The organism is Microvirga sp. HBU67558 (genome assembly GCF_018069605.1).
Lineage (GTDB): Bacteria > Pseudomonadota > Alphaproteobacteria > Rhizobiales > Beijerinckiaceae > Microvirga > Microvirga terrae.
Genome location: NZ_JAGPUP010000513.1, coordinates 23,928 through 42,021, shown reverse-complemented (window position 1 = coordinate 42,021; position 18,094 = coordinate 23,928). Strand labels below are relative to the sequence as shown.

12 protein-coding genes are annotated in these 18,094 nt (G+C 67.6%); 11 read left to right on the top strand and 1 reads right to left on the bottom strand.

All coding sequences use genetic code 11. The annotated features are described in order from the left end of the window. Positions 1–224: phosphoenolpyruvate carboxykinase (ATP) (locus KBI52_RS14120; protein ID WP_210808247.1), on the bottom strand; the 224-nt coding region annotated here is incomplete at its 3' end. A gap of 514 nt (positions 225–738) precedes the next feature. Here KBI52_RS14120 and KBI52_RS14115 point away from each other — a divergent pair. The 11 genes from KBI52_RS14115 to addA all read left to right on the top strand — a co-directional run bounded on the left by KBI52_RS14115 (position 739) and on the right by addA (position 18,072). Beyond that, positions 739–1,437 (top strand): response regulator transcription factor, encoded by a 699-nt coding sequence (locus KBI52_RS14115; RefSeq protein WP_099509738.1) that lies wholly within the window; start codon positions 739–741, stop codon positions 1,435–1,437. A gap of 79 nt (positions 1,438–1,516) precedes the next feature. After that, complete coding sequence (locus KBI52_RS14110) at positions 1,517–3,364, top strand: sensor histidine kinase (protein WP_173946786.1); 1,848 nt, start codon at positions 1,517–1,519, stop codon at positions 3,362–3,364. After that, positions 3,361–3,816 carry an HPr kinase/phosphorylase gene (locus tag KBI52_RS14105; RefSeq protein WP_173946787.1) on the top strand — a complete coding sequence of 152 codons (456 nt, stop codon included), beginning with the start codon at positions 3,361–3,363 and terminating at the stop codon, positions 3,814–3,816. The genes KBI52_RS14110 and KBI52_RS14105 overlap by 4 nt, the downstream gene beginning before the upstream one ends. A gap of 88 nt (positions 3,817–3,904) precedes the next feature. Further along, positions 3,905–4,306 (top strand): PTS sugar transporter subunit IIA, encoded by a 402-nt coding sequence (locus KBI52_RS14100; protein WP_036360951.1) that lies wholly within the window; start codon positions 3,905–3,907, stop codon positions 4,304–4,306. A 5-nt stretch (positions 4,307–4,311) separates the two neighbouring features. Beyond that, the gene (locus tag KBI52_RS14095) at positions 4,312–4,632 is read left to right on the top strand and encodes an HPr family phosphocarrier protein (RefSeq protein WP_173946788.1); all 321 of its coding nucleotides are present in this window, start codon (positions 4,312–4,314) and stop codon (positions 4,630–4,632) included. Between the two features lie 106 nt (positions 4,633–4,738). After that, a complete protein-coding gene (gene ahcY, locus KBI52_RS14090) occupies positions 4,739–6,139 on the top strand; it encodes an adenosylhomocysteinase (protein WP_210808245.1) in 1,401 nt (466 codons plus the stop codon). A gap of 361 nt (positions 6,140–6,500) precedes the next feature. Continuing rightward, the gene (locus KBI52_RS14085; protein WP_210808242.1) at positions 6,501–9,071 is read left to right on the top strand and encodes a PAS domain-containing sensor histidine kinase; all 2,571 of its coding nucleotides are present in this window, start codon (positions 6,501–6,503) and stop codon (positions 9,069–9,071) included. A gap of 8 nt (positions 9,072–9,079) precedes the next feature. Next, positions 9,080–10,666: a tRNA (adenosine(37)-N6)-threonylcarbamoyltransferase complex ATPase subunit type 1 TsaE gene (gene tsaE / locus KBI52_RS14080; protein ID WP_173946791.1), complete on the top strand. Its 1,587-nt coding sequence runs from the start codon at positions 9,080–9,082 to the stop codon at positions 10,664–10,666. Between the two features lie 3 nt (positions 10,667–10,669). Then, on the top strand, positions 10,670–11,407 hold the full coding sequence (locus tag KBI52_RS14075) for a nucleotidyltransferase family protein (protein WP_371823171.1): 738 nt from the start codon (positions 10,670–10,672) through the stop codon (positions 11,405–11,407). A 57-nt stretch (positions 11,408–11,464) separates the two neighbouring features. Further along, positions 11,465–14,641: a double-strand break repair protein AddB gene (gene addB / locus KBI52_RS14070; protein WP_210808240.1), complete on the top strand. Its 3,177-nt coding sequence runs from the start codon at positions 11,465–11,467 to the stop codon at positions 14,639–14,641. After that, positions 14,638–18,072: a double-strand break repair helicase AddA gene (gene addA, locus KBI52_RS14065; RefSeq protein ID WP_210808238.1), complete on the top strand. Its 3,435-nt coding sequence runs from the start codon at positions 14,638–14,640 to the stop codon at positions 18,070–18,072. Before addB ends, addA begins: the two co-directional genes overlap by 4 nt. Positions 18,073–18,094 lie beyond the last annotated feature (22 nt).

Genomic DNA, 18,094 nt, shown 5'->3' with positions numbered 1-18,094 from the left:
TCCGTGGTCTCGTCGCGCACCACGAACTTGTCCTTGGGCGAGCGGCCCGTATGCACGCCGGTGTCCGCCAAGAGCGCCCCGCCCTGCACGAGCCGGGTCTCGCCGCGGGTCAGGGACTGCTCGTAGAGCGCGGGCGCCTCGAGGTTCCAGTAGACCCGTTTGAGGTTGCGGAGGCCGGAGACCTCAGCCCCCTGTGCGCTGTTGAACACGCCGATATTTTCCACGGAAGACTTCTCCTGGTTGGCGGTCGCCGCGCAGCCGGAACAGCCGCCGTCCGATGACCGTCACATGGGGTGGGCCAAACAATCCAGGCAAAACTTTGCCGTCTCGCTTGAACATGGAACCTTCTTTAGGTCAGCTGACGGTGCCGTCAACTCAGGTTGTTTCATCGCATTCTATTTTCCCAGGAACCAGACCTCCATCCGTCGTAATCCCTCGAATTTCAAAGCACTTTTGGAATTCTTTCGTATGATGAGGGAGTTTTCCCGCCGGGCTCCAGGCCCTTGCCGCTACGGCACGGTGGCCGCTTGGCCAACCTGTCCAAATCGTAACCGCCCATTCATCGACGGTTGAACCCACCGCCCTTAAGCACCACTATCTGGACCGCCCCTGGTCACAGACGGGGCGAAACCATATTTATGCCACGAGAAAGGCGCAGTTGGGACGTTTTAGGACCCTCTGCGTTGTCAGACGAGTCAGAACGCTGACAATCGTCCGTGCCAAGCTAAGGAAGAGTTCATGCCAACGATCGCCCTTGTCGATGACGATCGCAACATCCTGACCTCTGTTTCCATCGCCCTCGAAGCGGAGGGCTATCGCATTCAGACCTATACGGATGGGGCCTCGGCCCTCGACGGGCTCAAGCATGCGCCGCCGGACCTGGCGATCTTCGACATCAAGATGCCGCGCATGGACGGGATGGAGCTCCTGCGCCGCCTGCGGCAGAAATCGGACCTGCCGGTGATCTTCCTGACCTCCAAGGACGAGGAAATCGACGAGCTGTTCGGCCTCAAGATGGGCGCCGACGACTTCATCCGGAAGCCTTTCTCCCAGCGCCTCCTCGTCGAGCGCGTGAAGGCCGTTCTGCGGCGCTTCGCGCCCAAGGACCAGACTGCCCCCAAGGAGGCCGATCCGAAGGCTCTCGAGCGGGGCCAGCTCAAGATGGATCCCGAGCGCCACGCCTGCACCTGGAAGGGCGAGCCGGTCACCCTCACGGTGACGGAATTCCTGATCCTGCAGGCGCTCGCCACGCGCCCCGGAGTGGTGAAAAGCCGCAACGCCCTGATGGATGCGGCCTATGACGATCAGGTCTATGTGGACGACCGCACCATCGACAGCCACATCAAGCGCCTGCGCAAGAAGTTCAAGTCGGTTGACCAGAGTTTCGAAATGATCGAGACCCTCTACGGCGTGGGCTACCGCTTCAAGGAAGCCTGACGCCTTGACGCGCAAGCAACCTGGAAAGACGGCCATGGTCCGGTTGACGCAAACCCGGACCGTGCCTTGAACGAGTGGCATGAAGGCTGACCCCATCCACGCCGAGGCGGCGTTCGACGATCCGCCCGCTCCCCAGGGGGCCCTGGCCCGGCTGAAGCATTTCGGCCGCATGATCGTGCAGCGCGGCTCGTCGAGCCTGACGCGCCGGATCGTCGTGCTCAATCTGGCCGGGCTCGTGGCCCTGCTGATCGGCTTCCTGTATCTCAACCAGTTCCGCGAGGGCCTGATCGAAGCCCGGGTCCAGAGCCTTCTCACCCAGGGCGAGATCATCGCCGGGGCGATCGCAAGCTCCGCGACGGTGGAGACCAACACCATCACCATCGATCCGGATCAACTCCTGCAGATGCAGGCCGGCGAGACCGAACGCTTCACCGACGAATCCTTCTCGGCCCTGGAATTCTCCATCAATCCGGAGCGCGTCGCCCCCCTGCTGCGCCGGCTGGTGACGCCGACCAAGACCCGCGCCCGCATCTTCGACCGCGAAGGCGCGCTCCTGCTCGATTCCAGGTCGTTCTATTCCCGCGGCGACATCCTGCGCATGGATCTGCCGCCGGTCGCCAATGTGGAGAACACGACAAGCTTCATCGAGCGGACGTGGAACAGCCTCCGCAAGATGTTCCGGCGCACCGTGCGGCCCGTTCTGGAGGAAGTCGGCCCCGCCAACGGCAAGTCCCTTCCGGAAGTCCAGCAGGCCTTCGCCGGCCAGCAATCGAGCGTGGTGCGCGTCAACAACCGCGGCGAGACCATCGTGTCGGTGGCCGTGCCGATCCAGCGCTTCCGCACGATCCAGGGCGCGCTCCTCCTGTCGACCCAGGAAGGCGACATCGACGCCATCATCGCGTCCGAGCGCTTCGCGCTGCTCCAGGTGTTCCTGGTGGCGGCCGTGGTGATGATCGTCCTGTCGCTCTTCCTCGCCGGCGCGATCGCCGGTCCGGTCCGGCGGCTGGCGGAAGCCGCCGAGCGGGTGCGCTGGGGCACGAAGTCCCGCCAGGAGATCCCCGACTTCACCGGCCGCGCGGACGAAATCGGCCACCTCTCGGGCGCCCTGCGGGACATGACCAAGGCGCTCTACAACCGCATCGACGCCATCGAGAGCTTTGCGGCGGACGTGGCCCACGAGCTGAAGAACCCGCTGACCTCCCTGCGCAGCGCCGTCGAGACCCTGCCGCTCGCCCGCAACGACGAGTCCCGTCAGCGCCTCCTGTCGATCATTCAGCACGACGTGAAGCGCCTCGACCGGCTGATCAGCGACATCTCGGACGCCTCGCGCCTCGATGCGGAGCTCGCCCGCGCCGACGCGGAGCCCGTGGACATGGTCCGCCTTCTGGACGCGGTGGTGTCGGTCGCCAACGAGCGCCGCCAGGGGCACGACCCGCTCATCACCCTGAGCATCGACCGGCAGGCACAGGGCCGCGACGCGTTCCTCGTCCTCGGCCACGACAGCCGCCTGGGTCAGGTCTTCAACAACCTGATCGACAACGCCCGCTCCTTCTCGCCGCCCGACGAGCCCGTGAAGGTCTCCATGCGCCGCCGCAGAAACCAGGTGGAAATCCTGGTGGAGGACAGCGGCCCCGGCATCGAGCCCGATGCTCTCGACCGGATCTTCGAGCGCTTCTACACGGACCGCCCCGAGCAGGGCTTCGGCCAGAATTCCGGCCTCGGCCTGTCCATCTCGCGCCAGATCATCGAGGCCCATCGCGGAACGATCCGGGCCGAGAACCGGCTCGGTCCTCCCGACGAGGACGGCGAGCCCGAGCGCCTGGGCGCCCGCTTCGTGATCCGTCTTCCGGTCGAAGGCGTGAAGGCCAAGAAGGAGCAGGAGAGGAAGGACAGGGCCAGGCGCGATCCCGGGAAGAAAGCCCCGTGAGCGAGGCGCAGACGATCCACGCCGGCTGCGTGCTGGTCGGCGAGGCCGGGCTCCTGATCCGGGGCCCGTCGGGATCGGGCAAGTCGACGCTCGCCCGCGAGGTGGTGTCGCTCGCCCTCAGGGCCGGCCGGTTCGGCCGGCTGGTCAGCGACGACCGCACGCGCCTTGAGGCACTCCATGGCCGCCTGCTGGCGCGGCCCGTGGATCCACTCGGCGGCAGCATCGAGGTCTTCGGTCTGGGCATCGTCCGGCAGGCCTTCGAGCCCGCGGCCGTCATTCGCCTGGTGGTCGATCTCTCAGAGGATCCGGCCCGCTATCCCGACGTGGAGGACGGGCATGTCGTCTTGTGCGGCGTCATGGTCCCTCGCATCCGGATGCAGGCCGGGGCAATCTCCGCAGACGTCGCCATGGGCTGCCTGAGTGGTCTGCGCGACACGGTCGTGACACTGTGATGAACTTTTCCTCTCAATGCTCTTGCGCTTGGCTTCGCGGTGCACAAAATAGCGGCTCCGCTCTCGGAGCGTTCGGACTTGTAACATTATGATTGGAATGGTGCTCGTCACCCACGGGCAGCTCGCGACGGAATTCAAAGCGGCGCTTGAGCATGTCGTGGGGCCCCAAGAGCAGCTCGAAACGATCACGATCGGCCCCGACGACGACATGGAGACACGGCGCAAGGACATCATGGCCGCCGTGTGCCGGGTCAACTCGGGACAGGGAGTCGTGGTTCTGACGGACATGTTCGGCGGCACGCCGTCGAACCTGGCCCTCTCCTGCATGAACGGGGGCTCCGTCGAGGTGGTCGCGGGCATCAATCTGCCCATGCTGATCAAGCTGGCTTCCGTCCGGGATGAGGAGCCCCTGTCCGACGCGGTCTCCCATGCCCAGGAGGCGGGGCGCAAGTACATCAACATCGCCTCGCGCGTCCTCTCCGGAAAGTAAGCTTCATGGACCGGCCCTTCGATCAGGACTGCCCGCCTGCCGCCGTGCCGGATGGAGCCGAGGTCCGGGAGCTTCCCATCATCAACCGCCGGGGCCTGCACGCCCGCGCCTCTGCCAAGTTCGTTCAGACCGTCGAGCGCTTCAATTCCGACGTCACCGTGACCCGCTGCGGCGAGACCGTGGGCGGGCGCTCGATCATGGGACTGCTGACCCTGGCGGCCGCCCAGGGCACCTCGATCACCGTCACGGCCAAGGGCGAGGACGCCGCCCTCTGCCTCCAGGCCATCGACGACCTGCTCGCCAACCGGTTCGGCGAAGACGAGTGATCGAAGCAGACATATAAAGACATCTTTATATCTTGATTGCCTCTCCCCGCGAGCTCTGCTAGAGACTGCGCCAATTCAACCGAACAGGCGCAAGAGAGAGGCCATCATGGCACAGGATTACATCGTCAGAGACATCAGCCTTGCCGATTTCGGCCGCAAGGAGATCTCGATCGCCGAGACCGAGATGCCGGGCCTGATGGCCATTCGCGAGGAATACGGCCCGAAGCAGCCCCTGAAGGGCGCGCGCATCGCCGGTTCGCTCCACATGACCATTCAGACCGCCGTGCTGATCGAGACCCTGAAGGCTCTCGGCGCGGATATCCGCTGGGTGTCCTGCAACATCTATTCGACCCAGGACCACGCCGCCGCCGCCATCGCGGCCGCCGGCATCCCGGTCTTCGCCTACAAGGGCGAGAGCCTGAAGGAGTACTGGGACTACACCGCCAAGCTGTTCGACTGGCACGGCGGCGGCGTCCCGAACATGATCCTCGACGACGGCGGCGATGCCACCATGCTGGTCCATCTCGGCCTGCGCGCCGAGCAGGGCGACACCACCTTCCTGGACAAGCCGGGCTCGGAAGAGGAAGAGGTGTTCTTCGCGCTCATCCGGCGTCTCCTCGCCGAGAAGCCGAAGGGCTGGTTCGCCGAGATCGCCAATGCGATCAAGGGCGTGTCGGAGGAGACCACCACGGGCGTTCACCGCCTCTACATCATGGAGAAGGAGGGCAAGCTCCTCTTCCCGGCGATCAACGTCAACGACTCGGTGACCAAGTCCAAGTTCGACAACCTTTACGGCTGCCGCGAGTCGCTGGTCGACGGCATCCGCCGCGGCACGGACGTGATGATGGCCGGCAAGGTCGCCATGGTGGCGGGCTTCGGCGACGTGGGCAAGGGCTCCGCCGCCTCCCTGCGCCAGGCCGGCTGCCGCGTGCTCGTGTCGGAAGTCGACCCGATCTGCGCTCTCCAGGCCGCCATGGAGGGCTACGAGGTCACGACCATGGAGGACGCGGCTCCGCGCGCCGACATCTTCGTCACCGCCACCGGCAACAAGGACGTCATCACCCTTGATCACATGAGGGCGATGAAGGACCGGGCGATCGTCTGCAACATCGGCCACTTCGACAACGAGATCCAGGTCGCCGGCCTGAAGAACCTCACCTGGACCAACATCAAGCCGCAGGTCGACGAGATCACGTTCCCCGACGGACACCGCATCATCCTGCTCTCGGAAGGCCGCCTCGTGAACCTCGGCAACGCTATGGGACATCCGTCCTTCGTGATGTCGGCCTCCTTCACCAACCAGACGCTGGCCCAGATCGAGCTCTTCGGCCAGCAGGGCAAGTACGAGAAGAAGGTCTACACCCTGCCGAAGCACCTGGACGAGAAGGTCGCGTCGCTGCACCTGGAGAAGATCGGCGTGAAGCTCACCAAGCTTCGCCCCGACCAGGCGTCCTATATCGGCGTCTCCGAGAAGGGCCCGTTCAAGCCGGATCACTACCGCTACTGATCGGCCGTCTTCCGGCCCACAATCGAAAGCCCGGCTTCGGCCGGGCTTTTTCTTTTGTCGACGGCTGACGAATCGACAGAGTGTCGCACCGGCATGTGTGTGTCTCAAATGCAATATGGTTCGACGAATTGCGCACAGGTTCTCCAAAGGAAGTTTAAGCCGGTGTTAACCCCCTTCCTGGCGGAGTCAGGGGTAGTCTAGAGTGAACGCGAATCGACCGGCTGTGCTGTGGCTTCGAACCTGCGCCGGCAGTTCCGTTCATGCGTAGACGGTTGACCTCTGCGGCGCAGAAAAGCGCAGCCGGGGCTCGATCCAACTTGGCCTGAATGTCGGGCCGCCAATGAAGAAAGGGCAGCGCGGCATGGCCGGCCAAAGGGAGCGTCACGACGGTGTGAAGGACGGGAGGGGCTCTCTCGTCGGCGCCGCCCGCGTTCCCCTGTCCCTGATGCTCTTGGCAGGCACCGCCCCGGCGGCCCTCGCCAACGGCCTGCTGCTCCCCATCGCGGAAGGCGCCTCGGACCTTCTGGGCTTCCTGCACAGCTTCGACCTTCACAACGCGGCCTATTTCGGCCTCTTCATGGGCCTTGTCGCCTTCTCGACCACCACCGCCCTCCTGCTCATGCGCGAGCAGAAGCGCTCCGCCCGGATGGAGCGCCGTCTGCGCAACGAGCTCGACGCCCTCCGGGGTGCGGACGATCTCGCGGCCCTTCTCATGGGGTCGGAACGTCAGCTCCTGGTGAGCTGGCACGGCCGCGACGGCGAACCGCGCTTCCAGGGCGATCCCTCCATCGTGGGCGACAATGCCCCGGCCCAGCGCGCCCTGGCGTTCGGCACCTGGCTCGCGCCTGCCGATGCGGCCGCCGTGGACATCGCCCTCGAGCAGCTCAAGCAGCGCGGCCAGGGCTTCCGCCTCACCGGCCGGTGCACGGCGGGCCGCCGCTTCGTCGACGTGGAAGGCCGCACCATCGGCGGACGGGCGATCCTGCGCCTGCGGGACGTGACGGGCGACCGGGCCGAACTCATGACGGCCCAGAACCAACTGGCGACCGCACGCAGCGACCTGCGCGCCATGACGATGCTTCTCGACGACGTCGCCTACCCGCTCTGGATCCGCGATCAGCACGACAAGCTCCTCTGGGCCAACCAGGCCTATCTGCGGTCGGTGGAGGCCAAGGACCTCGACGACGCCATCGCGCGCTCCCTCGAGCTTCTTGGAGCGATCACCCGGGATGAGGCGCGGCGCCAGCGCCAGTCGGGCACCACCTTCTCGGGCCGCGTGACCGCCGTGGTGGCAGGCCACCGGGCCGTTCTCGACGTGATCGAGCGCCCCACGTCCGGCGGCAGCGCGGGCATCGCCGTGGACGTGTCGGAACTCGAAGCGGTCCGCACGGATCTGCAGCGCCAGATGGATGCCCATGTGCGAACCCTGGATCAGCTGCCGACGGCCGTCGCGATCTTCGACGGAACGCAGACCCTGATCTTCAGCAACGCGGCCTATCAGCAGCTCTGGGGCCTCGATCAGGCCTTTCTCGCGTCGCGGCCGACGGACGGCGAGGTTCTCGACCGCCTGCGCGCCGGCCGCAAGCTGCCCGAGCAGGCGGATTTCCGCGCCTGGAAGGCCGATTTTCTGCAGGGCTACCGCTCGGTCGAGCAGCAGGAGACCTGGTGGCACCTGCCCGACAGGCGCACCCTGCGCGTGGTCATCAACCCCAATCCGCAGGGCGGCGTGACCTATCTCTTCGACGACGTCAGCGAGCGCTTCGAGCTGGCCTCTCAGGTGCATTCGCTGACCCGCGTCCAGTCCGAAACCCTCGACACGCTCAAGGAAGGCGTCGCCGTGTTCGGTTCCGACGGGCGCCTCAAGCTGCATAACCGCGCCTTCGCCGAGATGTGGAACCTGCCGCTCGAGATGACGGGCGAGAATCCGCATATCGATACGATCATCAAGACCTGCCGCATGCTGACCTCGCAGGACGAGCCGTGGATCGACATCCGTGGCGCCGTGGCGGGCCTCGCGGACATGCGCATGGGCCTCACCTGCCGCATCGAGCGCCATGACGGCTCGGCTCTCGACTGCACCGCGCAGCCCCTGCCCGACGGCGCGACGTTGCTCAGCTTCACCGACGTGACGGCGAGCGTGAACGTGGAGCGTGCGCTGACCGAGCGCAACGACGCGCTCGAACGCGCCTCGCGCCTGCGCGACGAGTTCGTGCATCACGTGTCCTACGAGCTGCGTTCGCCGCTCACCAACATCATCGGCTTCACGCAGCTTCTCGGCGACGAGACGGTGGGCGCGCTCAATCCGCGTCAGCGCGATTATGCCGACCACATCATGCGCTCGTCGGCGGCGCTGCTCGCAATCCTCAACGACATTCTCGATCTCGCGTCCATCGACACGGGCTCCCTGGAGCTCAGCCCTGAGATCGTCGACATCCGCTCCACCATCGAGGCCGCCATGCGCGGACTGGAGGACCGGCTCGCGGAATCCTCTCTCACGGTGATGGTCGATACGCCTGATGACATCGGCACCTTCGTGGCCGACGGCAAGCGCGTGCGGCAGATCCTGTTCAACCTTCTGTCCAACGCAGTCGGCTTCTCGTCGCCCGGTCAGACCATCCGGGTCTCGGCGCGCAAGCGTGGCGGCGAGGTGATCTTCGACGTGAAGGATCAGGGCCGCGGCATCCCGCCCGAGATCAAGGCGCGCATCTTTGAGCGGTTCGAGAGCCACACGCTGGGAACGCGCCATCGCGGCGTGGGCCTGGGCCTGTCGATCGTGCGCTCCTTCGTGGAGCTGCATGGCGGGCGCATCGAGGTATCGTCCGCCCCGGGCGTCGGCACCACCATCACGTGCATCTTCCCGAACGACCGGCACGAGACGCCGTCCGATGGCCGTTCCGCGCAATCTGCGCTAACACCGATCGCAGCCGAGTAGGAACAGCGATGGCGAATGGACTGGCCCTGATGCCCGAACAGGATGTTTTGCAGGCCGCCTGGATGGTGACGCTCCCCGACCACGAGTCGACGGAGCGCTTCGCGCGGATCCTGGCCGAAGAGCTCAAGCCCGGCGATCTGGTGACCCTCTCGGGAGGGCTCGGCGCCGGCAAGACCACGTTGGCGCGCGCCCTGGTGCGGACCCTCGCGGACGAGCCGGAACTCGAGGTCCCGAGCCCCACCTTCACCCTGATGCAGGTCTATGACGGCCCGCGCTGCCCCATCGTCCATGCGGATTTCTACCGTCTCTCCGGCGGCTACGAACTGACGGAGCTGGGCTGGGACGAGATGACGGAGAACGCCATCGCGCTCGTGGAATGGCCGGAGCGCGCCGACGATGCGCTCAAGCCCGAGCATCTCGACATCCGTCTCGATTTCGCCCCGGGAGGCCAGGGCCGGGGCAGGCTCGCCATGCTGACCGGAACGGGCGCCTTCGCGTCCCGGCTTCAGCGCATGAAGGCCTATCGCAACCTGGTGGAGCGTTGCGGCTGGAGCGATGCCGCACGCCATCCCATGACGGGCGACGCCTCGGTGATCCGATCCTACGAGCGCCTGGTGAAGCCCTCCGGCGAGACGGCGCTGCTGATGATCTCTCCCCCGCGCCCGGTCGGACCGGCCGTGCGGCGCGGCAAGCCCTACACGACCATCGCGAAGCTTGCCGAGAGCGTGAACGCCTTCGTGGCCGTCGACAAGGGCCTGCGAGCCCTGGGCTTCAGCGCGCCTTACATCTACGGCGAGGATCTGGAGGCGGGCCTGCTCCTCATCGAGGATCTCGGCTCCGAGCCCGTCACGAACGAGAGCGGGCCGATTCCGGAGCGCTACGCGGAGGCGACGCGGATTCTGGCGCAGCTCCATGGCCAGACCCTGCCACAGGTGCTGCCTGTGGCGGGCGGCATCGATCACCCGATCCCGCCCTACGATCTCGAAGCGCTCCTGATCGAAGTGGAGCTGCTGCTCGACTGGTACGTGCCGCACATCATCGGCACGCAGCTCTCGGGTTCGGCGCGGGCCGAGTTCGTCAATCTCTGGACCGAGACCCTGGGCGAGGTTCTCTCCGCCCCGGTCACCTGGACCCTGCGCGACTACCATTCGCCCAACCTGATCTGGCTTCCCGACCGCGCAGGCCTCCAGCGCGTCGGGCTGATCGACTTCCAGGACGCGGTCCTGGGCTCGCCCGCCTACGATGTGGCGTCGCTCCTGCAGGATGCGCGCGTGACGGTGCCGCCGGAACTGGAGCTGAAGCTCATCGGCCTCTATGCCCGCGACCGGAAGGCCGCCGACCCGGCCTTCGACGTGTCCGCCTTCGCCCGGGCCTATGCCATCATGGCGGGCCAGCGCGCGACCAAGATCCTCGGCATCTTCGCCCGCCTCGACCGGCGCGACGGCAAGCCGCATTACCTCAAGCACCTGCCGCGGATCGAGGCCTACCTCATCCGCAACCTCGCCCATCCGGCCCTGGGGAAGCTCAAGGGCTGGTATGAAAACTATCTGCCGCGGCTCGTCCCCTATGGGGATGACGTCCCTCCCGAAGCCTGAGTCATTTCCTTGCCCCAGACCGTCCGCGCGCCGCACACAGCCATCGTCCTCGCCGCAGGCCTGGGCAAGCGCATGCTGCCGATCACCGCCACCCTGCCCAAGCCCCTCGTGAAGGTGGCGGGACAGAGCCTGATCGACTTCGCCCTCGACCGGCTGCACGAGGCGGGAATGGACACGGTGGTGGTGAACGTGCACCATTTCGCCGACATGCTCGAGGCGCATGTCGGCACCCGCACGGTGCCGCGCATCCTCATCTCGGACGAGCGCGCGGCCCTGCTGGAAACCGGCGGCGGCGTGAAGAAGGCCCTGCCGCTTCTGGGCGACGGGCCGTTCATCACGTTCAATTCCGATTCGCTCTGGATCGAGGGGGACGAGCCGAATCTGAAGCGCCTCGTGAAGGCCTGGGATCCGGACAGGATGGACATCCTCATGCTCGTGGCGCCGTTATCCACAAGCATTGGATTCGACGGCCCGGGCGATTTCCACATGGATGAGGACGGTCGTCTGCGCCGCCGCGGGACGGATCCGGGCGCGCCTTTCGCCTATGCGGGCGTGGCCATCGTGAAGCCCGAACTCGTCCACGGAACGCCCGAAGGGGCGTTCTCGGCCAATGCCTTCTACGACCGCGCCATCGCCAAGGACCGCCTCTACGGCTTGTGCATGGAGGGGCAATGGCTGCATGTTGGGGAGCCTCAGGCGATTATCGAGGCCGAAAGGTGCCTTGCCGCCAGCAAGCGATGAGGTTCTGAAGTGTCGCGTATGACCCGGAAAAGTGGGATCCGGTTTTCCGACCCGGGTATGCATGATTCGAGGACTTCGCCGCGCGTCTTTTCCATCCCTCCGGGTTGCGCCTTCCTGCCGACCCTGGTGGATGCACTGGTCGACGGGCGCCTCGTCGGGCCTCTCGCCGACGATCCTGCCGCCCTTGCGGACATCACGATCTACGTTCCCAACCGCCGCGCCACCCGGGCGCTGATCGCGCTGCTCGCCGAGCGCGGCGACGGCACGGCGCAGCTTCTGCCGCACATCGTCCCCTTGGGCGAAACGGATGAGGCCGAGTTCGAGCTGACGGGCCTCGAGGGCACGCCCCTGCAGGAGGCCGCGAGCCTCAAGCCGCCGATCCCGCCCCTGGAGCGCCGGCTCATCCTCACGCGCCTCGTGCAGCGCTGGTCGGCGGAGGTGGACCGCGCGCTGCTGCAGCTCGGCCCCGAGGTGCCCTTCATGGTGCCGGCCTCGCCGGCCGATGCGGTGAACCTCGCGGGCGACCTCGAGACCCTCATGGATGCCTTCACCACCGAGGGCATCGACTGGCATGCTCTCGAACTGGCGGTGGATTCCGACTATTCGAAGTATTTCGAGATCACCCGCCATTTCGTGCAGATCGCCAGCGAGAACTGGCCCAGGATCCTCGCCGAGCGCCAGGCAAGCGATCCGGCGCAGCGGCGCAACGCGCTGCTCGACGCCGAGGCGCGGCGCCTCACCCGCGAGCGGCCGGCGCATCCCATCATCGTGGCCGGATCGACGGGATCGGTGCCGGCGACCGCGCATCTGATGGGCGTGATCGCGCGCCTGCCCCGGGGAGCCATCGTGCTGCCCGGCCTCGACACCGATCTCGACGGGGAGAGCTGGTCCACCATCGGAGGCACCGGCGACGACGAGACCGATCCGGTCCATGGACACCCGCAGGCGTCGCTCCGCCGCCTCCTCGACCGGCATCTGCGCGTTCCGCGCGCCGACGTCACGGTCCTCGGCGATGTGCCGGAGGCTGCGAGAGCCCGCAACCATCTGCTCTCGGAGGCCCTGCGCCCGGCCGACACCACCGACCGCTGGTCGCTGATCGCCCCCGAGGCCCGTGTCGCCCTGAGCGCGGGCGGCTGCGAGGGCCTCGCCATCATCGAGGCCATGGACGAGCGCGAGGAAGCGCTCGCCATCGCCATCGCGCTGCGCGAGACCATGGCCCATCCGCACAGGACCGCCGCCCTCGTGACGCCCGATCGCGCGCTCGCGGCGCGCGTCACCGCCGAGCTCGCCCGCTGGGGCCTGAGCGTGGAGGATTCCGCCGGCATTCCGCTGTCCGACACGCCGGCAGGACGGCTCGCCCGTCTGGCCGCGGAAGCAGCCTCCGACGACCTGCGGCCCGTGCGCCTCCTGGCGCTGCTCGCCCATCCGATGGTGCGTCTCGGTGTGGCGCGCGAGACGGTCGAGCGGGCCGCGAGCGTGCTCGAGATCGGCGTGCTGCGCGGGCCCGCCCCGGCGCTCGGCATCGAGGGCATGCGCGCAGCCCTCGCCACCCGCCGCGCCGAGAGCGGTCATCGCACACCACGTCCGCGCCAGCGCCTCACAGATGCCGATTGGGAGCTCGCCGACGACCTGCTGCAGCGCCTCGGCGTCGCCTTCGCCACCTTCACGCCCGCCGTGCACGGCGAGGGCCGGCTCGACCTCATGTCCCTGGTGGAGCATCACCGGCGGGCCGTCGATCTGCTCTGGACCGGCCCCGACGATGCGCCCGACGAGCAGGACGACGAAACCTCGAACGAGGCGCTCGCGGCGCTCTTCGACGATCTGGAGCATTCCGACATCCGCGCCGAGGAGGGCCATCCGCTGAGCGGGCGCTTCGTGGATTATCCGGCCTTCTTCACGGCGCTCGCCAAGCAGCGCTCCTTGAGCCCCTCGCCCCGCGCCACCCATCGCCGCCTGAAGATTTTAGGCCTTCTCGAAGCGCGCCTTCTCTCCGTCGACCGCGTGGTGCTCGGCGGATTGGACGAGGGCTCCTGGCCGCCGCGCACGGTGACCGATGCGTTTCTCAACCGTCCCATGCGCTCGCGCGTCGGCCTGATGCCGCCGGAGCGGCGCATCGGCCAGACCGCGCACGATTTCGTGCAGGCGCTCGGCACGCGCGACGTGGTGATCACGCGCGCCCATAAGCGCGACGGCTCGCCCATGGTGCCCTCGCGCTTCCTGCAACGGCTCAAGGCGTTCAGCGGCAAGGACGTGTGGGAGCGCATGATCAAGGCAGGCGAGTCCTACCGCCGCCTCGCGCGGACCCTCGATACGCCGGAGCCCGCCCCGCCCCTGCCGCGCCCGCGGCCCAGGCCCGACCCGTCCCTGTTCCCACGCGCCTTGAGCGTTACCGAGATCGAGACCCTGGTGCGCGACCCCTATTCGATCTTCGCGCGCCACATCCTCAAGCTCGACGCCCTCGAGGCGATCGCCGTCACGCCGAGCGCGGCGGAGCGCGGCACGATCATTCACGACGTGCTCGGTCAATTCGCCGAGAGATATCCGAAGGCCGTTCCCGCGCACGCGCTGGAGGATCTGCTCGCCCTCGGGTCGGATGCGTTCGCCGGCATCGCCGAGGCCTACCCGGAGCTCTATGCGGAATGGTGGCCGCGCTTCACGCGGCTCGCCACGGAGTTCGTGGTGTGGGAGCAGGCGCGCCGCCCGGGCCTCGTCGACGTCTACGCGGAACGCTCGGGCCGGTTGTCGATCGGGCTGCCGGACGGCACGATCTTCAGCCTGCGCGCCCGCGCCGACCGCATCGAGCATCGCCGTGACGGCGGCTTCACCATCGTCGACTTCAAGACCGGCCAGCCGCCCGGCGTGAAGGAGGTCTATGCCGGCTTCTCGCCGCAGCTGACGCTCGAGGCCATGATGCTGATGAAGGGGGCGTTCAAGGGCCTGCCCATGGCCAAGGAAACGCCCGATCTCGTCTACATCCACACCACCGGCGGACGCGAGCCGATCAAGCCGCGTGAGATCGGCCCCTCGGGCAAGGAAACGCGACCGGTTGCGGAGATCGTCGAGGAGCATCGCCGCCGGTTCGAGGGCATGATCGTGCGCTACGCCAAGGGCGAGGCGGCTTACGTCTCGCGGCCGTTCCCGAAATATGCGCGCCGCTTCTCGGACTACGACCATCTGGCACGCGTGAAGGAATGGTCGCTGGCGAGCGCGGGCGGCGGAGAGGGATCCGAATGAGCAACGATCTCGTCATTCCGGACTACACCAAGGACGCGCAGCGCCGCGCCGCCAACCCGCGCGCCTCGGCCTGGGTGTCGGCCAATGCGGGCGCGGGCAAGACCAAGGTGCTCACCGATCGCGTCGTGCGCCTGCTGCTCGCCGGCTCCCTGCCGGGCCGTATCCTGTGCCTCACCTTCACCAAGGCGGCGGCCGCCAACATGGCGATCCGCGTGTTCGAACGCCTCGGGCGCTGGGTGACGCTCGACGAGGAGAGCCTCGTCCGGGAGCTGACGGAACTGGAGGGCGAGAAGCCGACGCGTCAGCAGATCAGGCTCGCGCGCACGCTCTTCGCCCGCGCGGTCGAAACGCCGGGCGGCCTCAAGATCGACACCATCCACGCCTTCTGCGAGCGGCTCCTGCATCTCGTGCCCTTCGAGGCCAACGTGCCGGCGCGCTTCGCCGTGCTCGACGAGAGCCAGACCGACGAGATGCTGGCGCAGGCCACCGCCAACGTGATGGCCGACGCGGCGAGCGGCAATTTCCCGGAACTCGCCGAAGCGCTCGACATCATCAGTGTCGATGCGGTCGGCGACGCGCTCGCCTCGGCGATCAACGCGGCCCTGAAGTGCAAGACCTTCCTGCACGATCAGACAGGACCGATGCGGCTGCGCCACGCGCTCGATGTGAGTCCGGACGAGACGCTCGCATCCATCGAGCGCACGATGCTCGAAGGCGGCCTGAAGCCCGAGGACTGGCCGGCCATCGCACAGGAACTGCGCGCCGGCAAGGCGACCGACCAGAAGCGGGCCGACGCCCTCATTGCGGCCGCCGAGGCGAAGGATGTCTCGGAAAAGCTCGAGAAGTATCTGTCGGTCTTCCTCACCAACGAGGGAACGCCGCGCAAGGGCTCGGCCTTCCTCACCAAGGACGTCGGCGAGAGCTTGAAGGACGCGCTGCTGCGCGAGCAGGAGCGGGTGTGCTCGCTGATCGACAAGCGCAAGGCCGCACGCGCGGTCGAGCGGACCGCCGCCCTGTTCACGCTCGCGGCCGAGATCCACGCGCGCGTCGAGCAGGCGAAGATGCGGCTCGGCGCCCTCGACTTCCAGGATCTCATCGACAAGACGCTGGCGCTGCTCTCCCGCGGCGACACCGCCTGGGTGCTCTACAAGCTCGATCGCGGCATCGACCACGTGCTGATCGACGAGGCGCAGGACACGAACCCGGAGCAATGGGAGATCCTGCGCCGGATCACCGAGGATTTCACCGCAGGCGCGGGCGCCGCGGGCCACCGCGTGCGCACGCTCTTCGCCGTGGGTGATCCGAAGCAGTCGATCTACGGTTTTCAGGGCGCCGCCCCGCAGGAATTCGAAACCACTCGCCGGAGCTGGTCGCAGAAGGTGAAGCAGGCCGAGCTCCACTTCGAGGACGTGTCGCTCACCATGTCGTTCCGCTCGGCCAGGGCCGTGCTCTCGGCGGTCGACGCCACCTTCGCGGTCGAGAGGCATTTCAAGGGCCTGTCCTTCGGGGACCGGGCCGTCGGCACCGTGCACGAGAGCGCGCGGCCGCATGCGCCGGGTCTCGTGGAGCTGTGGCCGGTCGAAACGCCGGCCGAAGAGGAGGAACCCGAGGCCTGGGTGCTGCCCATCGACGAACCCGAGCAGCAATCCCCGCCCGTGGTGGTGGCGCGCCGCATCGCACAGGCGGTGAAGTGCTGGACCACCAAGGGCGACGAGATGGGCCGCGTCTGGACGGCCGGCGACGTTCTCGTGCTGGTGAGGAAGCGCGGCGCCGCCTTCGAGGCCGGGATCCGCGCCCTGAAAGAAGCGGGCGTGCCAGTGGCGGGCGCGGACCGGCTCAACATCGGCGAGCACATCGCCGTGCTCGATCTCGTGGCCGCGGGGCGCGCCGCGCTCCTGCCCGACGACGACCTCACGCTCGCCACCGCGCTGAAATCACCGCTCGTCGGTCTGACCGACGACGACCTCATTCGCATCGCGGCCGATCGCGCCGACGAGGAGTCGCTTCACGCCGCCCTGGAACGCCACGCGGAGGCCGACGACGGGAGGGCAAGGCGAGGCTGTGAGGCGCTCACCGCATGGCGTGAACTCGCGCGCATCCACGGCCCGTTCGGCTTCTTCGCCACCCTGCTCGGTCCGCGTGGCGGCCGCTCGCTCCTCGTGGCGCGCCTGGGCAGCGAGGCGGGCGACGCCATCGATGCCTTCCTGTGCTTCGCGCATCAGTCCGAGATGACGGAAACGCCCTCGCTCACCGTGTTCCTCAACCGGTTCGAATCCGCCTCCCACACCATCAAGCGCGATCTGGATTCCGTGAACAACGAAGTGCGCGTCATGACCGTGCACGGTGCGAAGGGGCTGGAAGCCCCCATCGTGGTGCTCATCGACGGCTGCGAGGTCCTGGGTCGGGATCCGGCGCTGCTGCAGCTGCAGACCCCGTCGGGCGACAGGATTCCGGTCTGGTCGCCGGGCAAGAACTCCGATTCGACCACGATGGCGCAGGCGCGCGAATTGCTGCACGCCAAAGGTCGCGAGGAGCATAACCGCCTGCTCTACGTGGCCATGACCCGCGCCAAGGACCGGCTGGTGATCGCCCCGTATCTGACGGGCAAGAAAGAATCGCCCCAGGAAGCCTGGTGCGAGATGATCCGCCACGGGCTCGTCGAAAAGGCCGGCGGCCTGGAGCTGGACGAGGCGCCCTACGGGCCGATCTCCGTGTGGCGGGAGGGCTCGCCGCTGGCCCGCACCCTGGCGGCCGAGACGGACGTCGCGCCGCTCGACCCCATCGCCGTGCCCGACTGGCTGACCACCAGGGCCATGCCGGAGCCAGAGGCGCTGCCGCCGATCCGCCCCTCCAGCGCGCTCGGCGCCGCCGACCGCATGACGCGGCCGGGCGACGGCCCCTATGCGCCCGAAGCACGCCTGCGCGGCACCCTCGTGCATGCCCTGCTGGAGCGCCTGCCGGGCCTCGCGCTGGAGCACCGGGAGAGCATGGCGCGGGCTTACGTGAAAGCGCGCGCCCCGCGCCTTTCGTCCGACCTGCGGGACTCGATCCTGGCCAATGCCCTGGCGGTGCTTGACCATCCGGATCTCAAGCCCCTGTTCGGCAAGGGCTCCCGCGCCGAGGCGCCGATTGCCGGGCGGGTGGCGACGCCCGGGGGCGACATCCTGGTGTCGGGCCAGATCGACCGTCTGGCCGTCCTCGACACGGAGGTGCTGGTGGCCGATTTCAAGACCACGGCGCGGCCGCCCAAGGCCGGCCAGCCGCCGCCGCGATCGTACGTGGCGCAGCTCGCGCTTTACCGGACGCTCCTCGCCGCCATCTATCCGGGCCGGCGCATCCGCACCTTCCTGGTCTGGACCGCAGGGCCGGTCGTCCATGAGCTCATGGAACCCGATCTGGAATCGGCACTTACCCTCATCAAAGCGGCGTGAGGGCCGTGGCCCTTGCTTGATT

Bases quoted from the DNA above. Each gene is read 5' to 3' on its own strand.
- KBI52_RS14115 (WP_099509738.1), top strand. From the start codon at position 739: ATGCCAACGATCGCCCTTGTCGATGACGATCGCAACATCCTGACCTCT.
- KBI52_RS14110 (WP_173946786.1), top strand. From the start codon at position 1,517: ATGAAGGCTGACCCCATCCACGCCGAGGCGGCGTTCGACGATCCGCCC.
- KBI52_RS14100 (WP_036360951.1), top strand. From the start codon at position 3,905: ATGATTGGAATGGTGCTCGTCACCCACGGGCAGCTCGCGACGGAATTC.
- KBI52_RS14095 (WP_173946788.1), top strand. From the start codon at position 4,312: ATGGACCGGCCCTTCGATCAGGACTGCCCGCCTGCCGCCGTGCCGGAT.
- ahcY (WP_210808245.1), top strand. From the start codon at position 4,739: ATGGCACAGGATTACATCGTCAGAGACATCAGCCTTGCCGATTTCGGC.
- KBI52_RS14085 (WP_210808242.1), top strand. From the start codon at position 6,501: ATGGCCGGCCAAAGGGAGCGTCACGACGGTGTGAAGGACGGGAGGGGC.
- tsaE (WP_173946791.1), top strand. From the start codon at position 9,080: ATGGCGAATGGACTGGCCCTGATGCCCGAACAGGATGTTTTGCAGGCC.
- addB (WP_210808240.1), top strand. From the start codon at position 11,465: ATGCATGATTCGAGGACTTCGCCGCGCGTCTTTTCCATCCCTCCGGGT.
- addA (WP_210808238.1), top strand. From the start codon at position 14,638: ATGAGCAACGATCTCGTCATTCCGGACTACACCAAGGACGCGCAGCGC.